Consider the following 17345-nt stretch of genomic DNA (forward strand, 5'->3'; position numbering starts at 1 on the left):
TGGCGAACGCCTGCTATTGTTGCCGCATGCCCTGTCGGGCGATCTGTTCGAGACTGGCGGCGACGACGATTTCTGGCGCGCCGGTGTTCCCGCGCTCGAGCTCTTCAAGGCAGCGCCGCATTCCTTGATCGACGGCGATCGGATAGATCTGCTTGGAGGCGTAGAGCTTGCGCAGATCGTCGTTCACCATGCCGCCGTCCCACGGTCCCCAATTGATCGCGACGGCGTGAACATGCGGCCATTTGTGGCTTAGGCCATCGGCCAGCTTGTTGACGACCTCGTTCGCCGCGCTGTAGTCGCTCTGGCCGGCGTTGCCGAAACGACCCGCGATCGAGGAGAAGAACACCAGGAATTTGAGAGTTTCCGGCCGCAGTTTCTCGGATAGAACCATGGCCGGGATCACCTTCGTCTCGAACACCATGTCGAAGGACTCGGGCGACTTCTCTCTCATCATCCTGTCGTCGATGACGCCGGCGCCATGCAGCACGCCGTCAATGCGGCCATAGCGATCGTAGATCGAATCTATCAGACGCCCGAAGGCGTCGCCGTCGCGTATGTCGAGCGCGTGATACTCGACCTGCGCCCCGGCCAAACGCATCGCCGCGATGTTGTCGCGGATCTGACGGTCTTTGAGGATGCGTTTGATCGCACTTTCGATTTCCGCGGGTTTGATCTTGGCGTTGCGCGCCCGCGCTTCGCCGATGAGGAACTGCCGCAACTCGGCGCGATCATTCAATCCTCGTGTCGCGTCGGGCTCTTCGCCAGGCATTGCGCTGCGTCCGACGAGGATGAGCCGGGAGCGGAATTTTTCAGCCATCGCGCGCGTGATGTCCGCGGTGATCCCGTAAGCGCCGCCGGTGACGAGCAGCACGCCATCCTTCTCCAGCCGAAGTCCCGACAGATCTGCGGTGGGAACGCTCTGCTCGGCTAGATCGAGCTTGAACCGTTCGCTCCGGGTGAAGCCTACTTCGATCGTCGGATCGCCGCCGCAACACTCCAGCAGGACTTCATTGACCAGCCGCTCCAGACCCATCTCCGGATCGACGTCGATACATTTGACTCGCAGCTCCGGCCACTCCCGCGCCGCCGATTTGGCGACGCCGAGCGTGCCCGCGGGAGCCGCGGCGAACGGGCGCGCCCGGCGAAGACCAAATTGTCCATCGAAATCGGTCAGATTGAAAAGGACGCCGCCGCCGCTCTTGCCGCTTTCCCTCAAATCCTTTTCGAAGGCCTTGAGGAGCATAAACAATTGCCTCGCGTGGTCCAGACGGGCGTCATGCGCGACGCCGCCGATCGACTGCAAGCCGGACAAATTGAAAATCGCGCCTACCTTGGCGCCCTCGTCGGCGAGCATCTCGCGAAGCGCGGTCACCGCGTCAAGCGAAGACAAATTGGCTTCGATGCGCTCATTATCGACGAGGCGAGTCTCGCCGCCGGGCGAAACCCGCCAGACCTTATGGCCCTTAGCCCTCAGAGCGTCGCTGAAAGCGACGCTCAACTCCCCCGCGCCGCCGACCACGAGGATCAGGCGGTCGGCCGGGAAGTCCTTAACTTGCCTTGAAGCGTCCCGCGGCGCGGCCACCGGGGTGACCGCATAGCGCTGCACGTCCGCGGGATTTGCCTTCGGGGCGTCAGACTCCGCTGTCTCAGGCAAGGAGAGCGACAGCGGAGTCTGAGCTTTTTTTATTGAATCGGAGCCTCCCGGCTCGGCCTGCGACTTCCGAAATTGATCGTACCAATCGACGATCCCATTCAGGGTCTTGAGGCCCGACAGTTCCTCGAAGACCTTTTCTTCGTCCTGGTTCTCCATGAAGGAGTGATCGTCCTTGAGCTTGCTCAAGATTTCGATCCGCTTGATGGAGTCGATGCCGAGATCCGCCTCCATATGCGCGTCGAGATCGAGCATGTCCTCGGTGTAGCCGGTGCGCTCGACGACCGCCTGCAACAGATCGGCCTTGAACGCCTCGGTCGATGCAAGCTGCTTTGGGCCCTTCTGGTCCGTCGTCTTTGCAGCGCCAACGCCATTCGCCGCCGGTTTCGCGGCGAGCGGCGCGGCGGCGACCGGCGCGCTCGCGGGGCGCGGCGCCGGTTGCGGAGCCTTGCCGTTCTGCGTGGCTGCAAGCTTCGGCAGCACAGGGGCCGGCGGAACGAAGACGCCGGCCATCGTCGGAGCCGCCGTCGGCTGTTCGGCGAGCAGAAACGGGATCGGCTCTGCGCCAAACCCGGTTCGTTCAGCGGCGCCATTGCCGTTGGCGCCGAGCAGCTGTCCTTGGAACTCGAAGAAACGACGCAATACGTCCTGCTGTTCGCGCTGTAGATCGATGAGTTGCGCCAAACTGTTCTGCACTTGGGCGAACCGCGATTCAGCGCCTAACGCGCTGACCGCGCCAAGCGCTGGCGATGGTACGTGAGTAGACAAGGCTCTGCTCCTCTCGCGTTCGACGCCGAATAATGGCGCCGATGGTGGATGGGGTGCTGCGTTCCCATGGGGTCTGGTTTGGAGGGGCGCCGCGGGCGCTTTCACAGGCGCCTGCGCGGCGGCGCCGGCGGCGCGCTTTGGCGGCTTTGCTTCGCCGCGCCAGGGCTCGGCGCGCCCGCCATTCACTCGCCAAGCCATAGGCCCTGGATTGGCTTTGGCGCGCGCCTGTTCGAAGACTTGCGCGAGGCTCATTTCCGCAAGTCCGCGGCGCGCAAACCATGGCGCGAGATCGACCGGAAGGCCGAGCGCAAACGCCCGCGCGAGCAGCTGCGCGAGCTGCAGCCAGCCCGAACGCTCCGGCGCGTCGATTGACAGCGTCGTGTGCGGCCGGTCGCCGAGAATGCGGCCGACGAGCCCGCTCAGCACCTGCCCGGGACCCGCCTCGATGAAGACTCTTGCCCCGGCCGCGTAGAGGCGCTCGATCTCATCGACGAAGCGCAAGGGCTCGACGATGTGGCGCGCCAACAGCGCGCGGATTTCAGAAGGCTCCTCGGGATAGCGGTCGCCCGTCGTGTTGCTGAACACTTTGGTCGTCGGCGCTCGGAACGTCACCGAGCCGAGCTCCGCGGCGAGCGCCGCTTGCGCCCCCGCCATCGCGTTACAGTGGAACGCCGCCGTCACTGGCAGCCGCTTGACGCGCACGTCCTCCCCGCTGAGCGCCTTCACCGCAGCGTCGATTGCGGCGATTGGCCCTGCGATGATCGTCTGGTCAGGCGCGTTCAAATTCGCGACGCTTACCGCCAGTTCGAGACGCGCGATCGCCTCTAGCGTCCATGCCTCGTTGGCGTTAACCGCAGCCATCGTCGCCGGTTGCGCGACGGATATCTCCTTGGAGATACGGCCGCGCGCATCGGAGATGCGGATAAGATCCTCGCGCGACAGAACCCCGGCGACGCAGAGCGCTACATATTCACCGTAGCTGTGGCCGGCGACGAAGTTGGGCTTCACGCCGAAGGCCGACAGCGCGTCATAGGCCGCGAGGCCCGCCAATCCGAGCGCCGGCTGCGCGACGCGCGTGTCGTTCAATGCGGCCTGCTGGCGCTCCCGCTCCTCCTTGCCGAAGACAGGCACGGGATAGACATATTGCGACAGCGGCTTCGGCAGCGCGCCCTTGAGCATCGCGTCGGCCTTTTCGAACAAGGCGTAAGCGGACGGACGCGCGAGGACGAGATCGCGAAGCATGTTGATCTGCTGCGATCCCTGGCCCGGGAACAGGAAGCAGACGGCGCCGCTGTCGGCGCGATGTTGCAGGTTCCGATAGTAGATCCCGCTCGGCGCGCTGAGCGTCGCCTTCCCTTGATGGCTGCGCAGGAAGAATTCCAGCTTGCCCTTCAGGTCGGCGACCGAGTTCGCCACGATGGCGAGCTGCACGATCTGACCGCCGTTCTTCGGCCGCAGCCTGGCGTCGTCCAGGGACGCCGAGTATGCAAGCTGCGCGAGATCGAGCTCCTGCGTCTGCTCGACGCCTTGCAGCAGAGTCCGCGCCGCGTCTTCGACCGCCTCGACGCTCGAACGGCTGAAGGCGAAGATTTCGGCCGCGCGCGGGTTCAGATCCTGCGCGTCTGACGCCCGGAAGTCGCCGCGATATTCTTCGAGCACGGTATGAAAGTTGGTGCCGCCAAACCCGAAGGCGCTGACGCCGCAACGGCGCGGCGCGCTGTCGCCGGCGCCCAGCCAGGGGCGAATTTCGGTATTGATGTAGAAAGGCGATTTGGCGAAATCGACGCCTGACACCGGTTTTTCGACGCCGATGGTCGGCGGCAGCACGCGGTGCTTGAGCGCGAGGCTCGCCTTGATGAGCGCCGCGAGTCCCGCCGCGACTTTCGTGTGGCCGATCATCGACTTCACCGAGCCGACGGCGCAGCGCTGCGGCGTTCCCGATGCGGAACCGAAGACCATGTTCAGCGCGCCGATCTCGGATTTGTCGCCGACCGACGTGCCGGTGCCATGCGCCTCGATCAGCGTCACGCTCGATGGATCGACGCCGGCGTCGGCATAGGCGCGTTCGAGCGCCAGAACCTGCCCTTCGGGATGCGGCGCCGTGAGGCTGCGATTGTGGCCGTCGCTTGAGCTGCCAATGCCCTTGATGACGGAATAGATCCTGTCGCCATCGCGTTCGGCGTCGGCGAGCCGCTTCAACACAACGGCGCAGACGCCTTCGCCAATGGCGATGCCGTCCGCGCTGTCATCGAAGGGGCGACAGCGACCGCGCGGCGACAGCGCGTGGGTCTGCGCGAAGGACATGAAGCTGACGGGACCGTTGGTGCCGTCCACCGCGCCGACAAGTGAAATGTCGGCGTCGCCGCTGCGCAACTGTCTGATGCCGACGTCGAGCGCGGCGAGCGAGGACGCGCAGGCGGCGTCGACGGTGAAATTCGCGCCGCGCAGATCGAGTCGATTGGCGACGCGCCCGGCGACGACATTGCCGAGGAATCCCGGAAAGGAGTCTTCCGTCCACTTCGGCAACTCATCCTGATAGAGCGACTCCAGGATCTGCTTGCGCGCTTCCTCGGAGACGCCTTCGGCTTTTGGCAGATAATGCGCGAGCAACGTCCGGAAGATGTAGATCGTTCCGAGATCATTCATGCCGCCAGAGGCAAAAATTGTCGCGGTGCGCTCACGCGGGAACGGCCGGCGATCCAGGCCGGCGTCTTCCAGCGCCATGCTCGACACCAGCAGCGCGAGGAGCTGCACGGGTTCGATGGAGCGCAGACTGGCGGGCGGAATGCCGTAACGCGTCGGGTCAAAAGCGACGTCGTCGAGGAAGCCGCCCCACTTCGAATAGACCTTGTCCTTTACGCCGCGTTTTGAGTCGTAGAAGTCGGACGCGCGCCAGCGATCCTCAGTTACCTCGCGAACTGAATCGACGGCCAGCATGATGTTGCGCCAGTAGCTGCGCACGTCGTTCGCGCCCGGCAACAGACAGGCCATGCCGACGACGGCGATTTCTTCGCGCGGTTCTCGCTTCGGCGAACTCTTACGGTTGTCGCCGCGGGCCAGCGCCGCCTGGGAGCCGGAGGAGACGGCCTGGTGCAGTTCGGCCATGCTCAACCGCGAGTCGCGCAAGCGCGCGACTTCGCCCATCATATACATGCCTTCACGGCGCTGCGCCTCGGCGTCGAGGCTGACGTATTTCTCGTTGTTATCCTCGGCCGCAGGATTCTCGTTGCGTGCGACGCCCTTTGAGGCGATGCGCAGCCGCCCGATGTTGAGCAGCTCGAGCGCCATGAGAATTTCTTCTTCCGACTTGCCCTGCAAAATCAGGTCGCGCCGCGTCTTATCGAACTCATCGCAAAAGCTGGTGTTGGCGCAGCGTGTGAATGAGCCGACTCCCGACTGCAGCAGCGCAGTCTCACGGCAATCGATGGCTTGATCCTGAAATTCGTTGACGATGGCGCCGGTTCGCACCGCTTCTTCGGTGAAGAGATAGGCGGTGCCCATCAGCACGCCGACTTTCATCCCCTTCGCGGCCAGCGGCGCCGCCAACACCGAAACAATCGCGGCGGAAAGCCCGTTATGAATGCCGCCGGCGAAGAGGATCTGCACCGTCTCGGGATCATCAATCTTCGCGCTGAGAAGCGTCTCGATGGCCGACTCCCACAGCACGAAACTTGTGCGCGGTCCGGTGTGCCCGCCGCACTCGCTTCCCTCGAAAATGAATTTGCGCGCGCCTTCCTTGATGAAGCCATGCAGCAGACCAGGCGACGGCACATGCAGATAGGCGGAAATGCCCAGCGCTTCGAGTTCCTTGGCCTGGCTCGGCCTGCCCCCGGCGACAATCGCGAAGGGCGGCTTGACGTCGCGGATGGCCTCCATCTGCTCCTGTCTCAAGTCGAGCGGCATGAAGCCCAAGATGCCGACGCCCCAGGGCCGCGCGCCCATCAGCTCTTTGGTCTTCGTCAGCAGCGAACGCACTTCCACACCGCGCATCACGGCGAGCGCCAGAAACGGCAAGCCTCCCGCCCGAGACACCGCGTCGGCAAAGGGCGCGACGTCGCTGACGCGCGTCATCGGACCCTGCACAATTGGAAAACGGGCGCCGTGCAGTTTGGCGAGCGCCGAGTCGGGTCGCAGCAAATTTTGCGCACGGGCCTCGCCGATCGCGGGCGCTATTGCGTCGCGCAGCGCGGTGATCACGCGTCCTGTTGTGCCGTAGCGACGCCCGAGCGAGGCGGCGAAGGCGATGTCCTGTGCGAGCGGAGTGAGCGCGTCTTCCACCAACAGTCGTCGCAAGAGATCCCGCAGGTCGTCGCCCTTGGCGACGCCGACTTCCAGCTCGCGGAGCTTGCCTCGACCGTGTCGAGCGGAAAGACGAAACAGATCAGCGCCTCGCCCGGCGACGATCGTTTCGCTGCCGTCGAATTGGCTCCAGAGCTTTTTTTGCTCTGCGGACGCGCTCGGCCCCTCTTCCGTCAACCAAAGCTGCTCGGCGAGAACGACACCGCGCGCGCCCGAAAGAACGGCTGCCGCGGCGCTGCGCATGTTGACGCCGCCTTGTATCCAGTAAGGAATCTGGACCTTCCCGCTCAATTCCTGCAGCAGGATGAATGAGGTGGCGGAGCCAATCCATCCCCCGGCCTCGTGGCCTTTCACGATTAACCCGTCGAAGCCTTCCGCCTCTGCGAGCAGCGCAGAGTCGAGATCATGGACTTCGAGCAGGACTCGTTGTGCGAACTCTTTCGTAGATTTTAGTAGACCGGTCGCCTCTCGCGCCTTAACGCCCGCAAAAATAAGAAGCGGAACTTTGCCTTGCGTGAGCTGCGAAAGTTCGTTCAGATCCCGGTAAGGACCTGCGGCGGCGTCCCATCTGACACCCCATGTTCCGCGGACGCCCACCGACTTTCGCAGAGCGTTTATCGCGTCAGTGATGACGGAGGCGTCTGCACGCCAACCCAAATCGAGGACGCCAGTCTCGCCCGCCTTGCAGGCGGCAATGGCGATTTGCGGGTCGAGGCAATGGCTCGGAGTGATCGCAATCACCGTTTCCATCTATATCTCCTCGAGTTGAGCTTGTGTCCAAAAAACACGGCTAAAAGCTTATTTCAGCTATGCTTATTTGCGCTTTAATGTTCACTTCGTCAGCTTGTTCGCTTGCGCTGTATCGCGCCTGCGCATGAAAAAATCTGTGCTGCAACACACTCAACAACGCACTTTCGCATCGAGCGTCGCTTCGCTATCGATACTGAGCTGTTGCAAATAGGATGCCCATTGCGCGGTGGCCTCGAAGCAATGCACGCTTCCGCCCACCATCGCATTCTTCGGCGGCGCCCTGAGAAGCTGCGCGGTCGCGCTGCTCATCGGCAGAAATCCACCGTCATGGCGGAGAGCGCCGTATCCCAGAAGAAGACGCCGAAGCGTCGCCGCCCGACTTTCAACGCGCGCCAGTTCAGCCGCGATCGGCTCCATTTCAGCAGCGGCGACAGCGACAGCCGCCTTTATAACTTCGCCCTCGGCTAACTTCAGACTGCTTTCGGCGTTCGCGAGTTCTTGACGAAGGCAATCTGAAGCGCGTCGAAACGAGGCTGATTGATTTTTAAGAGAGAAAATCCTTTCAGCGAGCCTCTTCGTTTTCGGCGACAGCTCGAGCGCGCGGCCCGCCTCTTGTCCTGTCGAACGAAGTATCGATGCCGCGCACTCTTCAGCGATCCGCTTGTCAAGATTGGCGAATCTGGAAAGCCTTCTCTGGATCGCAGCAGAAAAATTGTTGGCGCGTTCGACGGCTTCCTGGATGCGGTCTCTCGTCGCCTTGACTAAATCCCGCTCACGCTGCGCCAGTTGCAGCGCCGAACGCGCTTTAGCGCGCAACACATTCACTTCGTGATCGAGAGATTGATCTTCGGCGGCCACGAATTGCCGGTTTAAGACAATTACGCCGACCTCTTCCGAACGGCGTCCACGAATGGATTTATCCGATTCAAAGCATGTATTGAGCGTGACTGCATTGATGGCTTCCATCAATGTCCCTCCAAAAGAAATCGCCACCGCGCCCTGGCCAAATTATGAGCATTGCGCCTAATAGCTAGATGCACTGCAGCAATCGCTGATCTGTCAACGCTTCATTCCGAAATTCGTTGCATCGGGCGCACATTTTTTCCTGAATTTTTGCGTCACACACCGAGCAAATGCGTAAATTTATTTCGAGTTGTCAGCGACTTCCTTGATTTAGAAATTTTTGAAAAAGCGAAAATTGCGCCGTGATCCAATCGGAAGACGATCCATTCCTGAAGCGTGTTTAAAGAGATGGCGCAACTGCCGTCGACCATCTCTCTGGCTGACTCCCAATCGCAATGACGCCAGGAACATTTTTTGCTTGTTGATCGGAGAAGTTTTCTCCGATGTCTTCGCCACGCGGGGGGATCTCAGATGAGCGCGCCGGAGCGCATCACACCTACTCCAGAATCGTCTATGATAGCGCGCGCTGGAACGGCCTCATGCGACGCACGGGCGACGCCATCGTCTGCACACCGCTCAACTGCGGCACGACCTCGACGCAGAAGCTGTGCACGCTCCTCGTACATCAGAGCGCGACGCATGCCGCATTCGCTGCCGCGCCTTTCGCGCTGGCTCGACCGCCTAGCGCAGCCGAATGTGAGCTTAACTCGATGTCGAGATTTTCCGATATAGCAAGCACCACAAGTCGACGAAGGAGATACACATGAGGGCGCTAAAAGTCGGGATAGTTGCCGCCCTTCTCGCTTCGCCAGCTTACGCCGACAGAAAAAAGGCGGACGCATGTGCAGCGGGTCTTTCACCTGACTCTAAAGCTATCTATGCGGCAGCAGTCGGGAAAATGCGTCGAGGAGCTGACAACGAGGCGGTCGTAACAGCAATCACCCTAAGCAAGGTAAGCTCTGGCAGATTAAGCCCTTTAACCGCAAAGACGACCGCCGAGGCTGCCGGTGATTGCCTAAAGAAATTGGCAGATTGAAAGCCATCGGGTGATTGCGGTCTTGGCTGAGTTCTTGTTGTCGCCCCTTCATTTCGGGACACGGGTTCCACCGCCCGCTCTTCCCGCGAGCGTGACGGAGAAGATGATTTTGGCTGGCATTGGCTCCGGCAAATCGAGAAGCTCGCCCATGCATGCGAGAGTGGCGGCATCAACATGATCGGTTTTGACTAGTCTCTCAATGGCCTCGACGAAGCGACGCGCCCGTCGTGACCTTGGCGACCGGCAGACCTTTCGTATTGAGTGCGTTGGAGGGCGCGGTGGCAAGAACCAGTCGGCTCAAATACCACGCGCTTTATCGGCGAGGCCGACAGGCATTTAAGCATGGCGCGCCGCCTAGTTTGTCTTTGGCAAAGTGGCGCGCCGTACCGTCCGGTAAGTGCGCGCGCCGAGCCAATCTTTCGAGAGGTCGACGTCAGGGCGATCAAACTCTCGCTCGACCAGTCAAAAAAGGTCGGCGCTTTTCGATCCTTCCCTCGCCCAAGCGGCGCGCAATTTCATAACGCAAGCGGTTTCCTGATTTATCGAAGGCGAATTCATGAATCGGAGATCTGCATTTTCGTCAGCCTCCTTCAATAAAGCGAATGCGCCGCTTTTGCCTACTGCTATCCTGTCATGCGCAAAGCGTAGACGGTGCAAGGCTTTGAGTCTTCGATGTCGACCGTTCCGCCCGCGAAACTCTCGACCGTCACTTTGCTGAATCCCAAGTCCCCGAGTTTCGCGACAAGTGACGACAATACGCGCTTGTTTGAAGGTTCTACCTCGAGCACAAGTTGCCGGATTAGAGGCCAGTGTTGTTCTTCCAAACCATTCAGAGCTTCGATCTCGGCGCCTTCGATGTCGATCTTCAACAGATCAACGCTTCCTAGCGCCTGTTGACGAATTGTGTCGCTCAAGGTCTGTAGCTTGCACTTTATAGTCTGCGCGTCTTTGAGCATCGGCTTCACGATTAGAGCAAACACGCGGCGAGGAAGAAACGCAAAAGCGCGATGCAGGTTCGAGAGCTCAGACGAGGTTACTTCCGCGGAAAATCTCTCCCAGTGGCGTCGCTTTTCTTGCAAATGCAGTGTCGAGTTACTTGGCATTTGCGGAAAAAACGCGATCGTCGCGTCTGCGTTCGTTGATCCAATCGCGCAATCAAGAAGCGTTATGTCGTGCAAACTCCAACGTGGTGATCCACTCAGGTTCCGTTCGAGGCAGGCATATGTGTTGGGCACCGGCTCCGCGCATACGATCTTGAGATCACGAAAGCGCTCCATCAGTGAAAGCGCAAACATCCCGACATTTGCGCCTATATCGAGAACAACATCGCCGTTATTGACCGAAATTCCATGCTGCTCGTAACAATGCCGTTCGAAAATCTCCTTGAAGAGAAAGTGCGTATCATGGCGAGACTTCGGAGCATTCCAAACACGCAGTCCATTTGGGCAGCGGAATTGCTTCATCGGCACCGACGCATGAATGACCGCATTCGTCATGGGGTTGTCCTTTTGCGCACGCTACTTAGCCCATCGCGAGACTGCCCGTGGTCGGGGCTAGAGGATGTTAGTCTATGACCGGCCGCTCCTGCAATGAGCGTGGACGGGGAGCCGATTGAGGTTGCTCAGCCGGCCACGCGACGACTCACGTAAATTCCCGGCGGTCGAGTCGCTTCATGTCTTTGCTGCGAAAGATTCTCGAATCCGCATAGCGCGCGCAACGCGACGAAGCCCGGGGAACATGCAAAGCAAAGAGCTGCGCCGACGATTGGCGAATCCAAATTTTCTCATACAGTTCTCTGCCTGCTGTGATGGCGAGATTTAGGGTCTTGCATCCCCGACAAGAGCCGATCTCCGCTGCGGTGGCCGTAGTCGCTCAACGGCTCGCCTCGCGTTCCACGGTCATGACTCTGACACTTGATCCGAGCGTCCATGCTGATTTTGCTTGCATGCGCCTCAATGCCGGCCACAAAATCGCCAACCGGTAGCAAGCACGAAATTGGAGGCAGACCTCAATGACCTTGGATCAGGGACGCGTTCCGGCTTGCCCGATCACCGGCCTTCCCGCAGTCCGCCATATTCAGTGGGTGCCAGCACTTCTCCTCACTCGCTTATGGCGAATTGAGTTCAAGACGGATCCCCGGCCGAGCTTCGACGGGGTCGATCGATTTGGCTTGTGGGAGTCGCCCACAGGTCTCTATTTCTTTGACCCACCTGTTGAAGGCGACGACGCATTTTACGCGGCTTTCTATTCAAGACTTCGCGCTTTAGGTCTCTATTCTAAACAAACCGCCCGCCCGGAGTTTGTGATGGCCGCCCGACACGTCAAGCCCGGCGCGCGCGTGCTCGATATCGGGTGCGGACTTGCGAACTTCCGAACGTGCGTGCCACAGGCGACTTACACTGGGCTTGACCCGCATGTCGCCGAGGGCGACGCGGACGGCTCGGTGTGCAGCGAGACGCTGGCTCAGCACCTCGTAAACCACACGGGAGCTTATGACGCCGTGTGCGCCTTTCAGGTCCTTGAGCATGTCAAGGCGCCCGTCAACCTCTTCGCTGAGATGGTGCAGGCAGTCAAACCGGGGGGGCTAATTATGGTCGGCGTGCCGCATGTCCCTTCCGCAATGACCCGCATACCAAATTTCTTAATGAACGCGCCACCCCACCATCTAACGTGGTGGACGAAGTCTGCGCTGATCCACCTGGCGAAAGACGTCAACGTCGTCATCGACAGCATAGAGAACGTTCCCTGGGGTAAACACGACGCCCTGATCTATTGGATAGAACATTGTACGCCTTTCAAAAGCGCCAGCCATCATTACAGTGAAGCGTGGTCCTGGCATGCTTCTGCTGCAGTGGGGCTAGCCAGCGGCGCCGTTGCGCACTGGATCCGTGGCGTTCCGTCGACCGATGACGAAGGTTCCGGATTGCTACTGGTTGCGCGGCGCCCCTGCTGATTGTCCTAATGAGAATCGGCCGAGCGCCCGCGCCTCGTTACGGCGCGCGATGAAGCCGACCAGGCGCGCTTCGTAGTAGAGGAAGTGTTGGAGCGCGCAGGTGCGCGCGATGAACCCTATCTCAATCGCACGCCGCGTCGCGCTTACAGTGCCGAATTTCACATTGGCGCTCGCGCAGTTGGCCGAGAGCAATCTTGTTGCGACATTGCCGGGCCACCTCGTGGTGCGCGGCCGAGTCTACGCTATTTGCCGCCGAGGGTATCCGGTCACTCCCACTCAATCGTCCCCGGCGGCTTGCTCGTCACGTCATACACCACGCGGTTGACGCCCTTCACCTCATTGATGATGCGCGTCGCGGCGCGGCCCAGAAAACTCATGTCGAACGGATAGAAATCCGCGGTCATGCCGTCGCTCGACGTCACCGCGCGCAGCGCGACGACGTAATCATAAGTGCGCCCGTCGCCCATCACGCCGACGCTGCGCACCGGCAAGAGCGCCGCGAAGGCCTGCCAGATGTCGTCGTACAATCCCGCCTTGCGGATCTCGTCGAGATAGACGGCGTCGGCCTTGCGCAAAATCGCCAGCTTCTCGCGGGTGATGAGGCCCGGGCAACGGATGGCGAGCCCAGGCCCCGGAAACGGATGGCGCCCGACGAACGCTTCCGGCAGTCCGAGTTCGCGCCCGAGCGCGCGCACTTCGTCCTTAAAGAGTTCGCGTAGCGGCTCCACGAGCCGCATATTCATGCGCTCCGGCAATCCGCCGACATTATGGTGCGACTTGATCGTCACCGACGGGCCGCCGGTGAAGGACACGCTCTCGATGACATCGGGATAGAGCGTGCCTTGCGCGAGAAACTGCGGCGCGCCGCGCCCGTCCTGCGCAATCTTCTTCGCCTCGGCTTCGAACGTCTCGATGAACAGCCGGCCGATGGTCTTGCGCTTCACCTCCGGATCGTCGACGCCCTCTAACGCGCCGAGGAACAGCTCCTCCGCTTCGACGTGATGCAGCGGAATGTTGTAGTGATCGCGAAAGAGCCGCACGACCTCTTCCGCCTCGCCCTGCCGCAACAGGCCGTGATCGACGAAGACGCAGGTCAAACGCTCGCCGATCGCTTCATGGATCAGCACCGCCGCGACGGCGCTGTCGACGCCGCCCGACAAGCCGCAGAGCACCCGCCCGTCGCCGACCTGGCGCCGGATGGCCGCGATCGCCTCGCCGCGAAACGCCGCCATCGTCCAGTCGGACTTCAGCCCCGCGACCTTATGCACGAAATTCGATAAGAGCCTGGCGCCGTCGGGCGTATGCACGACTTCGAGATGAAACTGCACGCCGTAGTAGCGGCGCCGTTCATCGGCGATCGCGGCGAAGGGCGCGTTCTCCGAGGCGGCGATGACGCGAAAGCCTTCGGGCAGCTTCGTCACGCGGTCGCCATGGCTCATCCAGACCGGAAAGCTGCCGCCCTTCTCCCACACGCCGTCGAGCAGCGCGCTCTGCTCCAGCGCCGTCACATCGGCGCGGCCGAACTCGCGATGATGCCCGCCTTCGACGGTGCCGCCGAGCTGAGTCGCCATCGTCTGCTCGCCGTAGCAGATGCCGAGCACCGGCACGCCGGAGTCGAAAATGCTCTGCGGCGCGCGCGGTGAGCCCTCGTCCGTCACCGAGCACGGCCCGCCCGAGAGGATCACCGCCTTGGGGCGGATCTCGGCGAAGGCGCGCTCAGCGTTCTGGAACGGCGCGATTTCGCAATAGACGCCCGCCTCGCGCACGCGCCGGGCGATGAGCTGCGTCACCTGCGAGCCGAAATCGACGATCAGCACCTTATCGTGGCGATCGGCGATATCGTGATGGAAGGCGTCGGGCGCGGTGGTCATGGATTCTCTTTTTTGTCGGCCCCACCCTCTCTCAAAGGGGAGAGGACCCTAACGACGCAGAGCGCGCGATGTGTTGGCGAGACCCGAGTCGGACTCCCTCTCCCGCGAAGCGGGGGAGGGTTGGGGTGGGGGCAGTCTATCCTCGGCGCGCAATCGGATGGTTTCGAGCACGCCGTCAAATTCTGCGTAGACCGCTGCATTGGTCACGCGCAAGACCGAAAAGCCGTTGTCCTCGAACCATGCGTCGCGTCGATTGTCGCGCGCAAGCTCAGCATCGGTGGAATGCGTCGCCCCATCGACCTCGATCACGAGCTGGGCGGCGTGACAGAGAAAATCCGCGATATAGGGGCCGCAAGGCGCTTGGCGGCGGAATTGCAGCCCATGAAACCGGTGGCCGCGCAGCGCCGCCCATAGCTTCCGCTCGGCATTCGACATGTCGCGGCGAAGATTGCGGGCGAAGGCGACCTTGGGCAGTTTTCCGTGCGTCATGCCCCCTCCCTGTCCCTCCCCCGCTTCGCGGGAGAGGGGACGCCAACGCTCGACATTTGCGCAAGCTCAGACGAATTCACTTTCGCCTCAAGACACAAATGTAAAACCCGTCCGTGCCGCTCGTTGCGGGCGACAGGCGAATGCCAGGTCCATGCGGCGAGGCGAAGCCAGCGAGGTCGGGCAGGCCTGCGCTTTCCGCGATTTCGGCGCCCGAACGCGCCGCAAAATCAGGATTGGCGGCGAGAAAGGCCGCGATCTGGTCCTCGTTTTCCTCGCACAGCGCCGAACAGGTGACGTAAACGAGCCGACCGCCGGGCTTCACGAAGCGGACGGCCATCGCCAAGAGTTCGCGCTGCTCCTTCAATCTTCGGTCCAGCGCGCCGGGCGCGAGCCGCCATTTGGCGTCAGGGTGGCGCCGCCACGCGCCGGTCCCCGTGCAGGGCGCATCGATCAGCACGAGGTCGCAGCGCGCTTCGAGATCGGCCAGCACGTCGGCCTTGCCGCGCGGCGCGCGCACCTGAATGTTGCGGGCGCCGGCGCGCTCCAGCCGCTCATGGATCGGCATGAGGCGCCGCCCGTCCGCGTCATAAGCGTAGACCTGCCCGCGGTTATGCATCTGCCCCGCGAGCGCCAGCGCCTTGCCGCCGCCGCCGGCGCAAAGATCGAGAACTTGCTCGCCCGGCCCGGCGGCGCAGAGCAGCGCCGCAAGCTGCGAGGCCTCGTCCTGCGGCTCGACGAGCCCCTTCACATAGGCGGTCTCCGCCGTCAGCGCCGGACCCCGCCCCTGCCCCGCCTCGATGCGCAGGCCGATCGGCGAAAGCGGCGTCGGCGCGGGAGAGAGATGCGCGAGCTTCTCGAGCGCCTGCTCGCGCGAGCATTTCAGAATATTGACGCGCAGATCGACAGGCGCGCGGGCGGCGAGCGCCGCGCCTTCTTCGGCAGCGCGCGCGCCGAACGCCGCCTCGAAATGCGACGCCAGCCATTCCGGATAGTCGCCGCGCACATGATCCGGCGCGTCAGCGAGCGAGGCCGTCTCCAACCGATGGCGCTCTTCGTCCGAAAGCGGGGCCGGCGCATGACCGGCGCCCGAGCAGAGCGCCGCGATCGCCTCGGCGTCCTGGCCGCGCGCCTCGCGCAGCGCGCCCAGCATGATCGCGCGCGGATCGTCCGCGCCCATGACGTAGATGGCCGAAGCGCGCTTCCGCAACGCATCGAAGACGAGACTGGCGATGGCGGCGCGATCCTTCGAGCCTGCGAAGCGGTGCGCAAGGCCCCAGTCCTTCAGCGCCTCGGCGGCGGGCCGGCGGCGCTTTGCAACATCGTCCAGCACCTCGATCGCGGCGGAGATGTGGGCGGCGGGAGTCATCGGCGCGCCGTCCCGCCAGCGCGCGATGGACATAATTCCGTCGCCAAAGCCACGCTCTTACGCAACAGGCGCGAAGATGCGCGCCATGAGAAATGCGGACGAAACTGATGCGACGCCTTCATCTGATCCTTGCTTCGCTTATCGCTTTGTCGCTCGCCGCCTGCGCGACACAGCCCCCGCCGCCGCCGGATTATCCGCCGCCGCCGAGGCGCAAGCTCGACGCCAAGACTCAGCTCGAGACCGGCAGGACGTATTAGGACCGACGTCAATCGAACTTTCCGATGGCCCGGTGCGTCGCATGGATGCGGCGGATCGTGCCGGTCGCCGAGCGATAGACGATCGTCTCGGTGTCGATCGTCGTTTTGCCGAGCGAAACGCCGCCGACGAGCGGCCCCGCGGTGACCCCGGTCACGCAAACGACGACGTCGCCGGCCGCCATGTCGCCGACCGAATATTTGCGGCGCGGATCAAGAAGGCCCAGACGCTGCGCCTGCGCGATCTGATCGCGCGATTCGAGCGCCAGCCGTCCCTGCATCTGGCCGCCCGCGCAACGCAGGACGCAGGCGGCGAGCACGCCTTCCGAAGCGCCGCCGCGGCCAAGATACATGTCGACGCCGGTTTCAAAAGGGTGGGTGGTGAGAATGATCGCCGCTACGTCGCCGTCGGTGATGAGGCGCACGCAGGCGCCGGCAATGCGGCAATTGCGGATGATTTCGGCGTGGCGCGGCCGATCGAGAATGCTGACCGTGATTTCGCTCGCCCGCACGCCCTTGGCGATCGCAAGCGCTCTGATGTTGTCGCCGGGGTCGCGATCGAGATCGATTGTGCCCTCGGGGTATCCCGGACCGATGGCGATCTTGTCCATGTAAACATTGGGCGCATGAAGGAGCGATCCTGCCGGCGCCATGGCGACGACGGCCATCGAGCCCGGCATGTCCTTGGCGCAAAGCGTCGAGCCTTCGAGCGCAGCGACGCCGAGATCGACGCGGGGACCGACGCCCGCGCCGATTTCTTCGCCAATGTAGAGCATCGGCGCGGCGTCCTCGTCGCCCTCGCCGATCACGATGCGGCCGCGCACGGGAAGCTGCGACAGCTCCTCGCGCATCGCCTCCGCCGCCGCGAGGTCGGCGGCCATCTCGTCGCCGCGTCCCCGGAATTTGGCGGCGGCGACCGCGGCGCGCTCCGAGGCGCGCGCCAGCTCCAAGGTCAGGTAGCGGTCGATCTTCGACGCGTCGGTTTCAGGCTGCTGCGTCATGTCT

At 62.5% G+C, this 17345-nt stretch carries 9 protein-coding genes; 2 read left to right on the forward strand and 7 right to left on the reverse strand.

What is annotated here, in order from left to right:
• Positions 1-13: 13 nt before the first annotated feature.
• The 3 genes from EHO51_RS07185 to EHO51_RS07200 form a co-directional block, all read right to left on the reverse strand.
• The gene (locus EHO51_RS07185) at positions 14-7468 is read right to left on the reverse strand and encodes a type I polyketide synthase (RefSeq protein WP_124738316.1); all 7455 of its coding nucleotides are present in this window, start codon (positions 7466-7468) and stop codon (positions 14-16) included.
• A 150-nt stretch (positions 7469-7618) separates the two neighbouring features.
• Positions 7619-8434, reverse strand: a complete 816-nt coding sequence (locus EHO51_RS07190; RefSeq protein ID WP_124738317.1) for a hypothetical protein — start codon at positions 8432-8434, stop codon at positions 7619-7621.
• A gap of 1596 nt (positions 8435-10030) precedes the next feature.
• Entirely contained in the window at positions 10031-10903 is an 873-nt protein-coding gene (locus EHO51_RS07200) for an FkbM family methyltransferase (protein WP_124738318.1), read from the reverse strand.
• Positions 10904-11418: 515 nt separating this feature from the next.
• Here EHO51_RS07200 and EHO51_RS07205 point away from each other — a divergent pair.
• Complete coding sequence (locus EHO51_RS07205) at positions 11419-12360, forward strand: class I SAM-dependent methyltransferase (RefSeq protein ID WP_124738319.1); 942 nt, start codon at positions 11419-11421, stop codon at positions 12358-12360.
• A gap of 266 nt (positions 12361-12626) precedes the next feature.
• On the opposite strand, the gene guaA is transcribed toward EHO51_RS07205, so the two are convergent.
• The 3 genes from guaA to EHO51_RS07225 all read right to left on the reverse strand — a co-directional run bounded on the left by guaA (position 12627) and on the right by EHO51_RS07225 (position 16086).
• Entirely contained in the window at positions 12627-14231 is a 1605-nt protein-coding gene (gene guaA, locus EHO51_RS07215; RefSeq protein WP_124738321.1) for a glutamine-hydrolyzing GMP synthase, read from the reverse strand.
• A 48-nt stretch (positions 14232-14279) separates the two neighbouring features.
• Positions 14280-14720 (reverse strand): endonuclease domain-containing protein, encoded by a 441-nt coding sequence (locus EHO51_RS07220; RefSeq protein WP_124738322.1) that lies wholly within the window; start codon positions 14718-14720, stop codon positions 14280-14282.
• Positions 14721-14796: 76 nt separating this feature from the next.
• Positions 14797-16086: an RsmB/NOP family class I SAM-dependent RNA methyltransferase gene (locus tag EHO51_RS07225; protein ID WP_124740077.1), complete on the reverse strand. Its 1290-nt coding sequence runs from the start codon at positions 16084-16086 to the stop codon at positions 14797-14799.
• A 107-nt stretch (positions 16087-16193) separates the two neighbouring features.
• On the opposite strand from EHO51_RS07225, the gene EHO51_RS20500 reads away from it, so the two are divergent.
• The gene (locus EHO51_RS20500) at positions 16194-16343 is read left to right on the forward strand and encodes a hypothetical protein (RefSeq protein ID WP_164479364.1); all 150 of its coding nucleotides are present in this window, start codon (positions 16194-16196) and stop codon (positions 16341-16343) included.
• Between the two features lie 8 nt (positions 16344-16351).
• Here the strand turns inward: EHO51_RS20500 and glpX are convergent, their stop codons facing one another.
• Positions 16352-17341 (reverse strand): class II fructose-bisphosphatase, encoded by a 990-nt coding sequence (gene glpX, locus EHO51_RS07230; protein WP_124738323.1) that lies wholly within the window; start codon positions 17339-17341, stop codon positions 16352-16354.
• Positions 17342-17345 lie beyond the last annotated feature (4 nt).

It is taken from the genome of Methylocystis rosea (genome assembly GCF_003855495.1).
GTDB classification, from domain to species: Bacteria; Pseudomonadota; Alphaproteobacteria; order Rhizobiales; family Beijerinckiaceae; genus Methylocystis; species Methylocystis rosea_A.

What these genes read in the sequence shown, in the direction of transcription:
- EHO51_RS07190 (WP_124738317.1), bottom strand. Translation starts at nt 8,434, where the DNA reads ATGGAAGCCATCAATGCAGTCACGCTCAATACATGCTTTGAATCGGAT.
- EHO51_RS20500 (WP_164479364.1), top strand. Translation starts at nt 16,194, where the DNA reads ATGCGACGCCTTCATCTGATCCTTGCTTCGCTTATCGCTTTGTCGCTC.
- EHO51_RS07220 (WP_124738322.1), bottom strand. Translation starts at nt 14,720, where the DNA reads ATGACGCACGGAAAACTGCCCAAGGTCGCCTTCGCCCGCAATCTTCGC.
- EHO51_RS07200 (WP_124738318.1), bottom strand. Translation starts at nt 10,903, where the DNA reads ATGACGAATGCGGTCATTCATGCGTCGGTGCCGATGAAGCAATTCCGC.
- glpX (WP_124738323.1), bottom strand. Translation starts at nt 17,341, where the DNA reads ATGACGCAGCAGCCTGAAACCGACGCGTCGAAGATCGACCGCTACCTG.
- guaA (WP_124738321.1), bottom strand. Translation starts at nt 14,231, where the DNA reads ATGACCACCGCGCCCGACGCCTTCCATCACGATATCGCCGATCGCCAC.
- EHO51_RS07205 (WP_124738319.1), top strand. Translation starts at nt 11,419, where the DNA reads ATGACCTTGGATCAGGGACGCGTTCCGGCTTGCCCGATCACCGGCCTT.
- EHO51_RS07225 (WP_124740077.1), bottom strand. Translation starts at nt 16,086, where the DNA reads ATGACTCCCGCCGCCCACATCTCCGCCGCGATCGAGGTGCTGGACGAT.
- EHO51_RS07185 (WP_124738316.1), bottom strand. Translation starts at nt 7,468, where the DNA reads ATGGAAACGGTGATTGCGATCACTCCGAGCCATTGCCTCGACCCGCAA.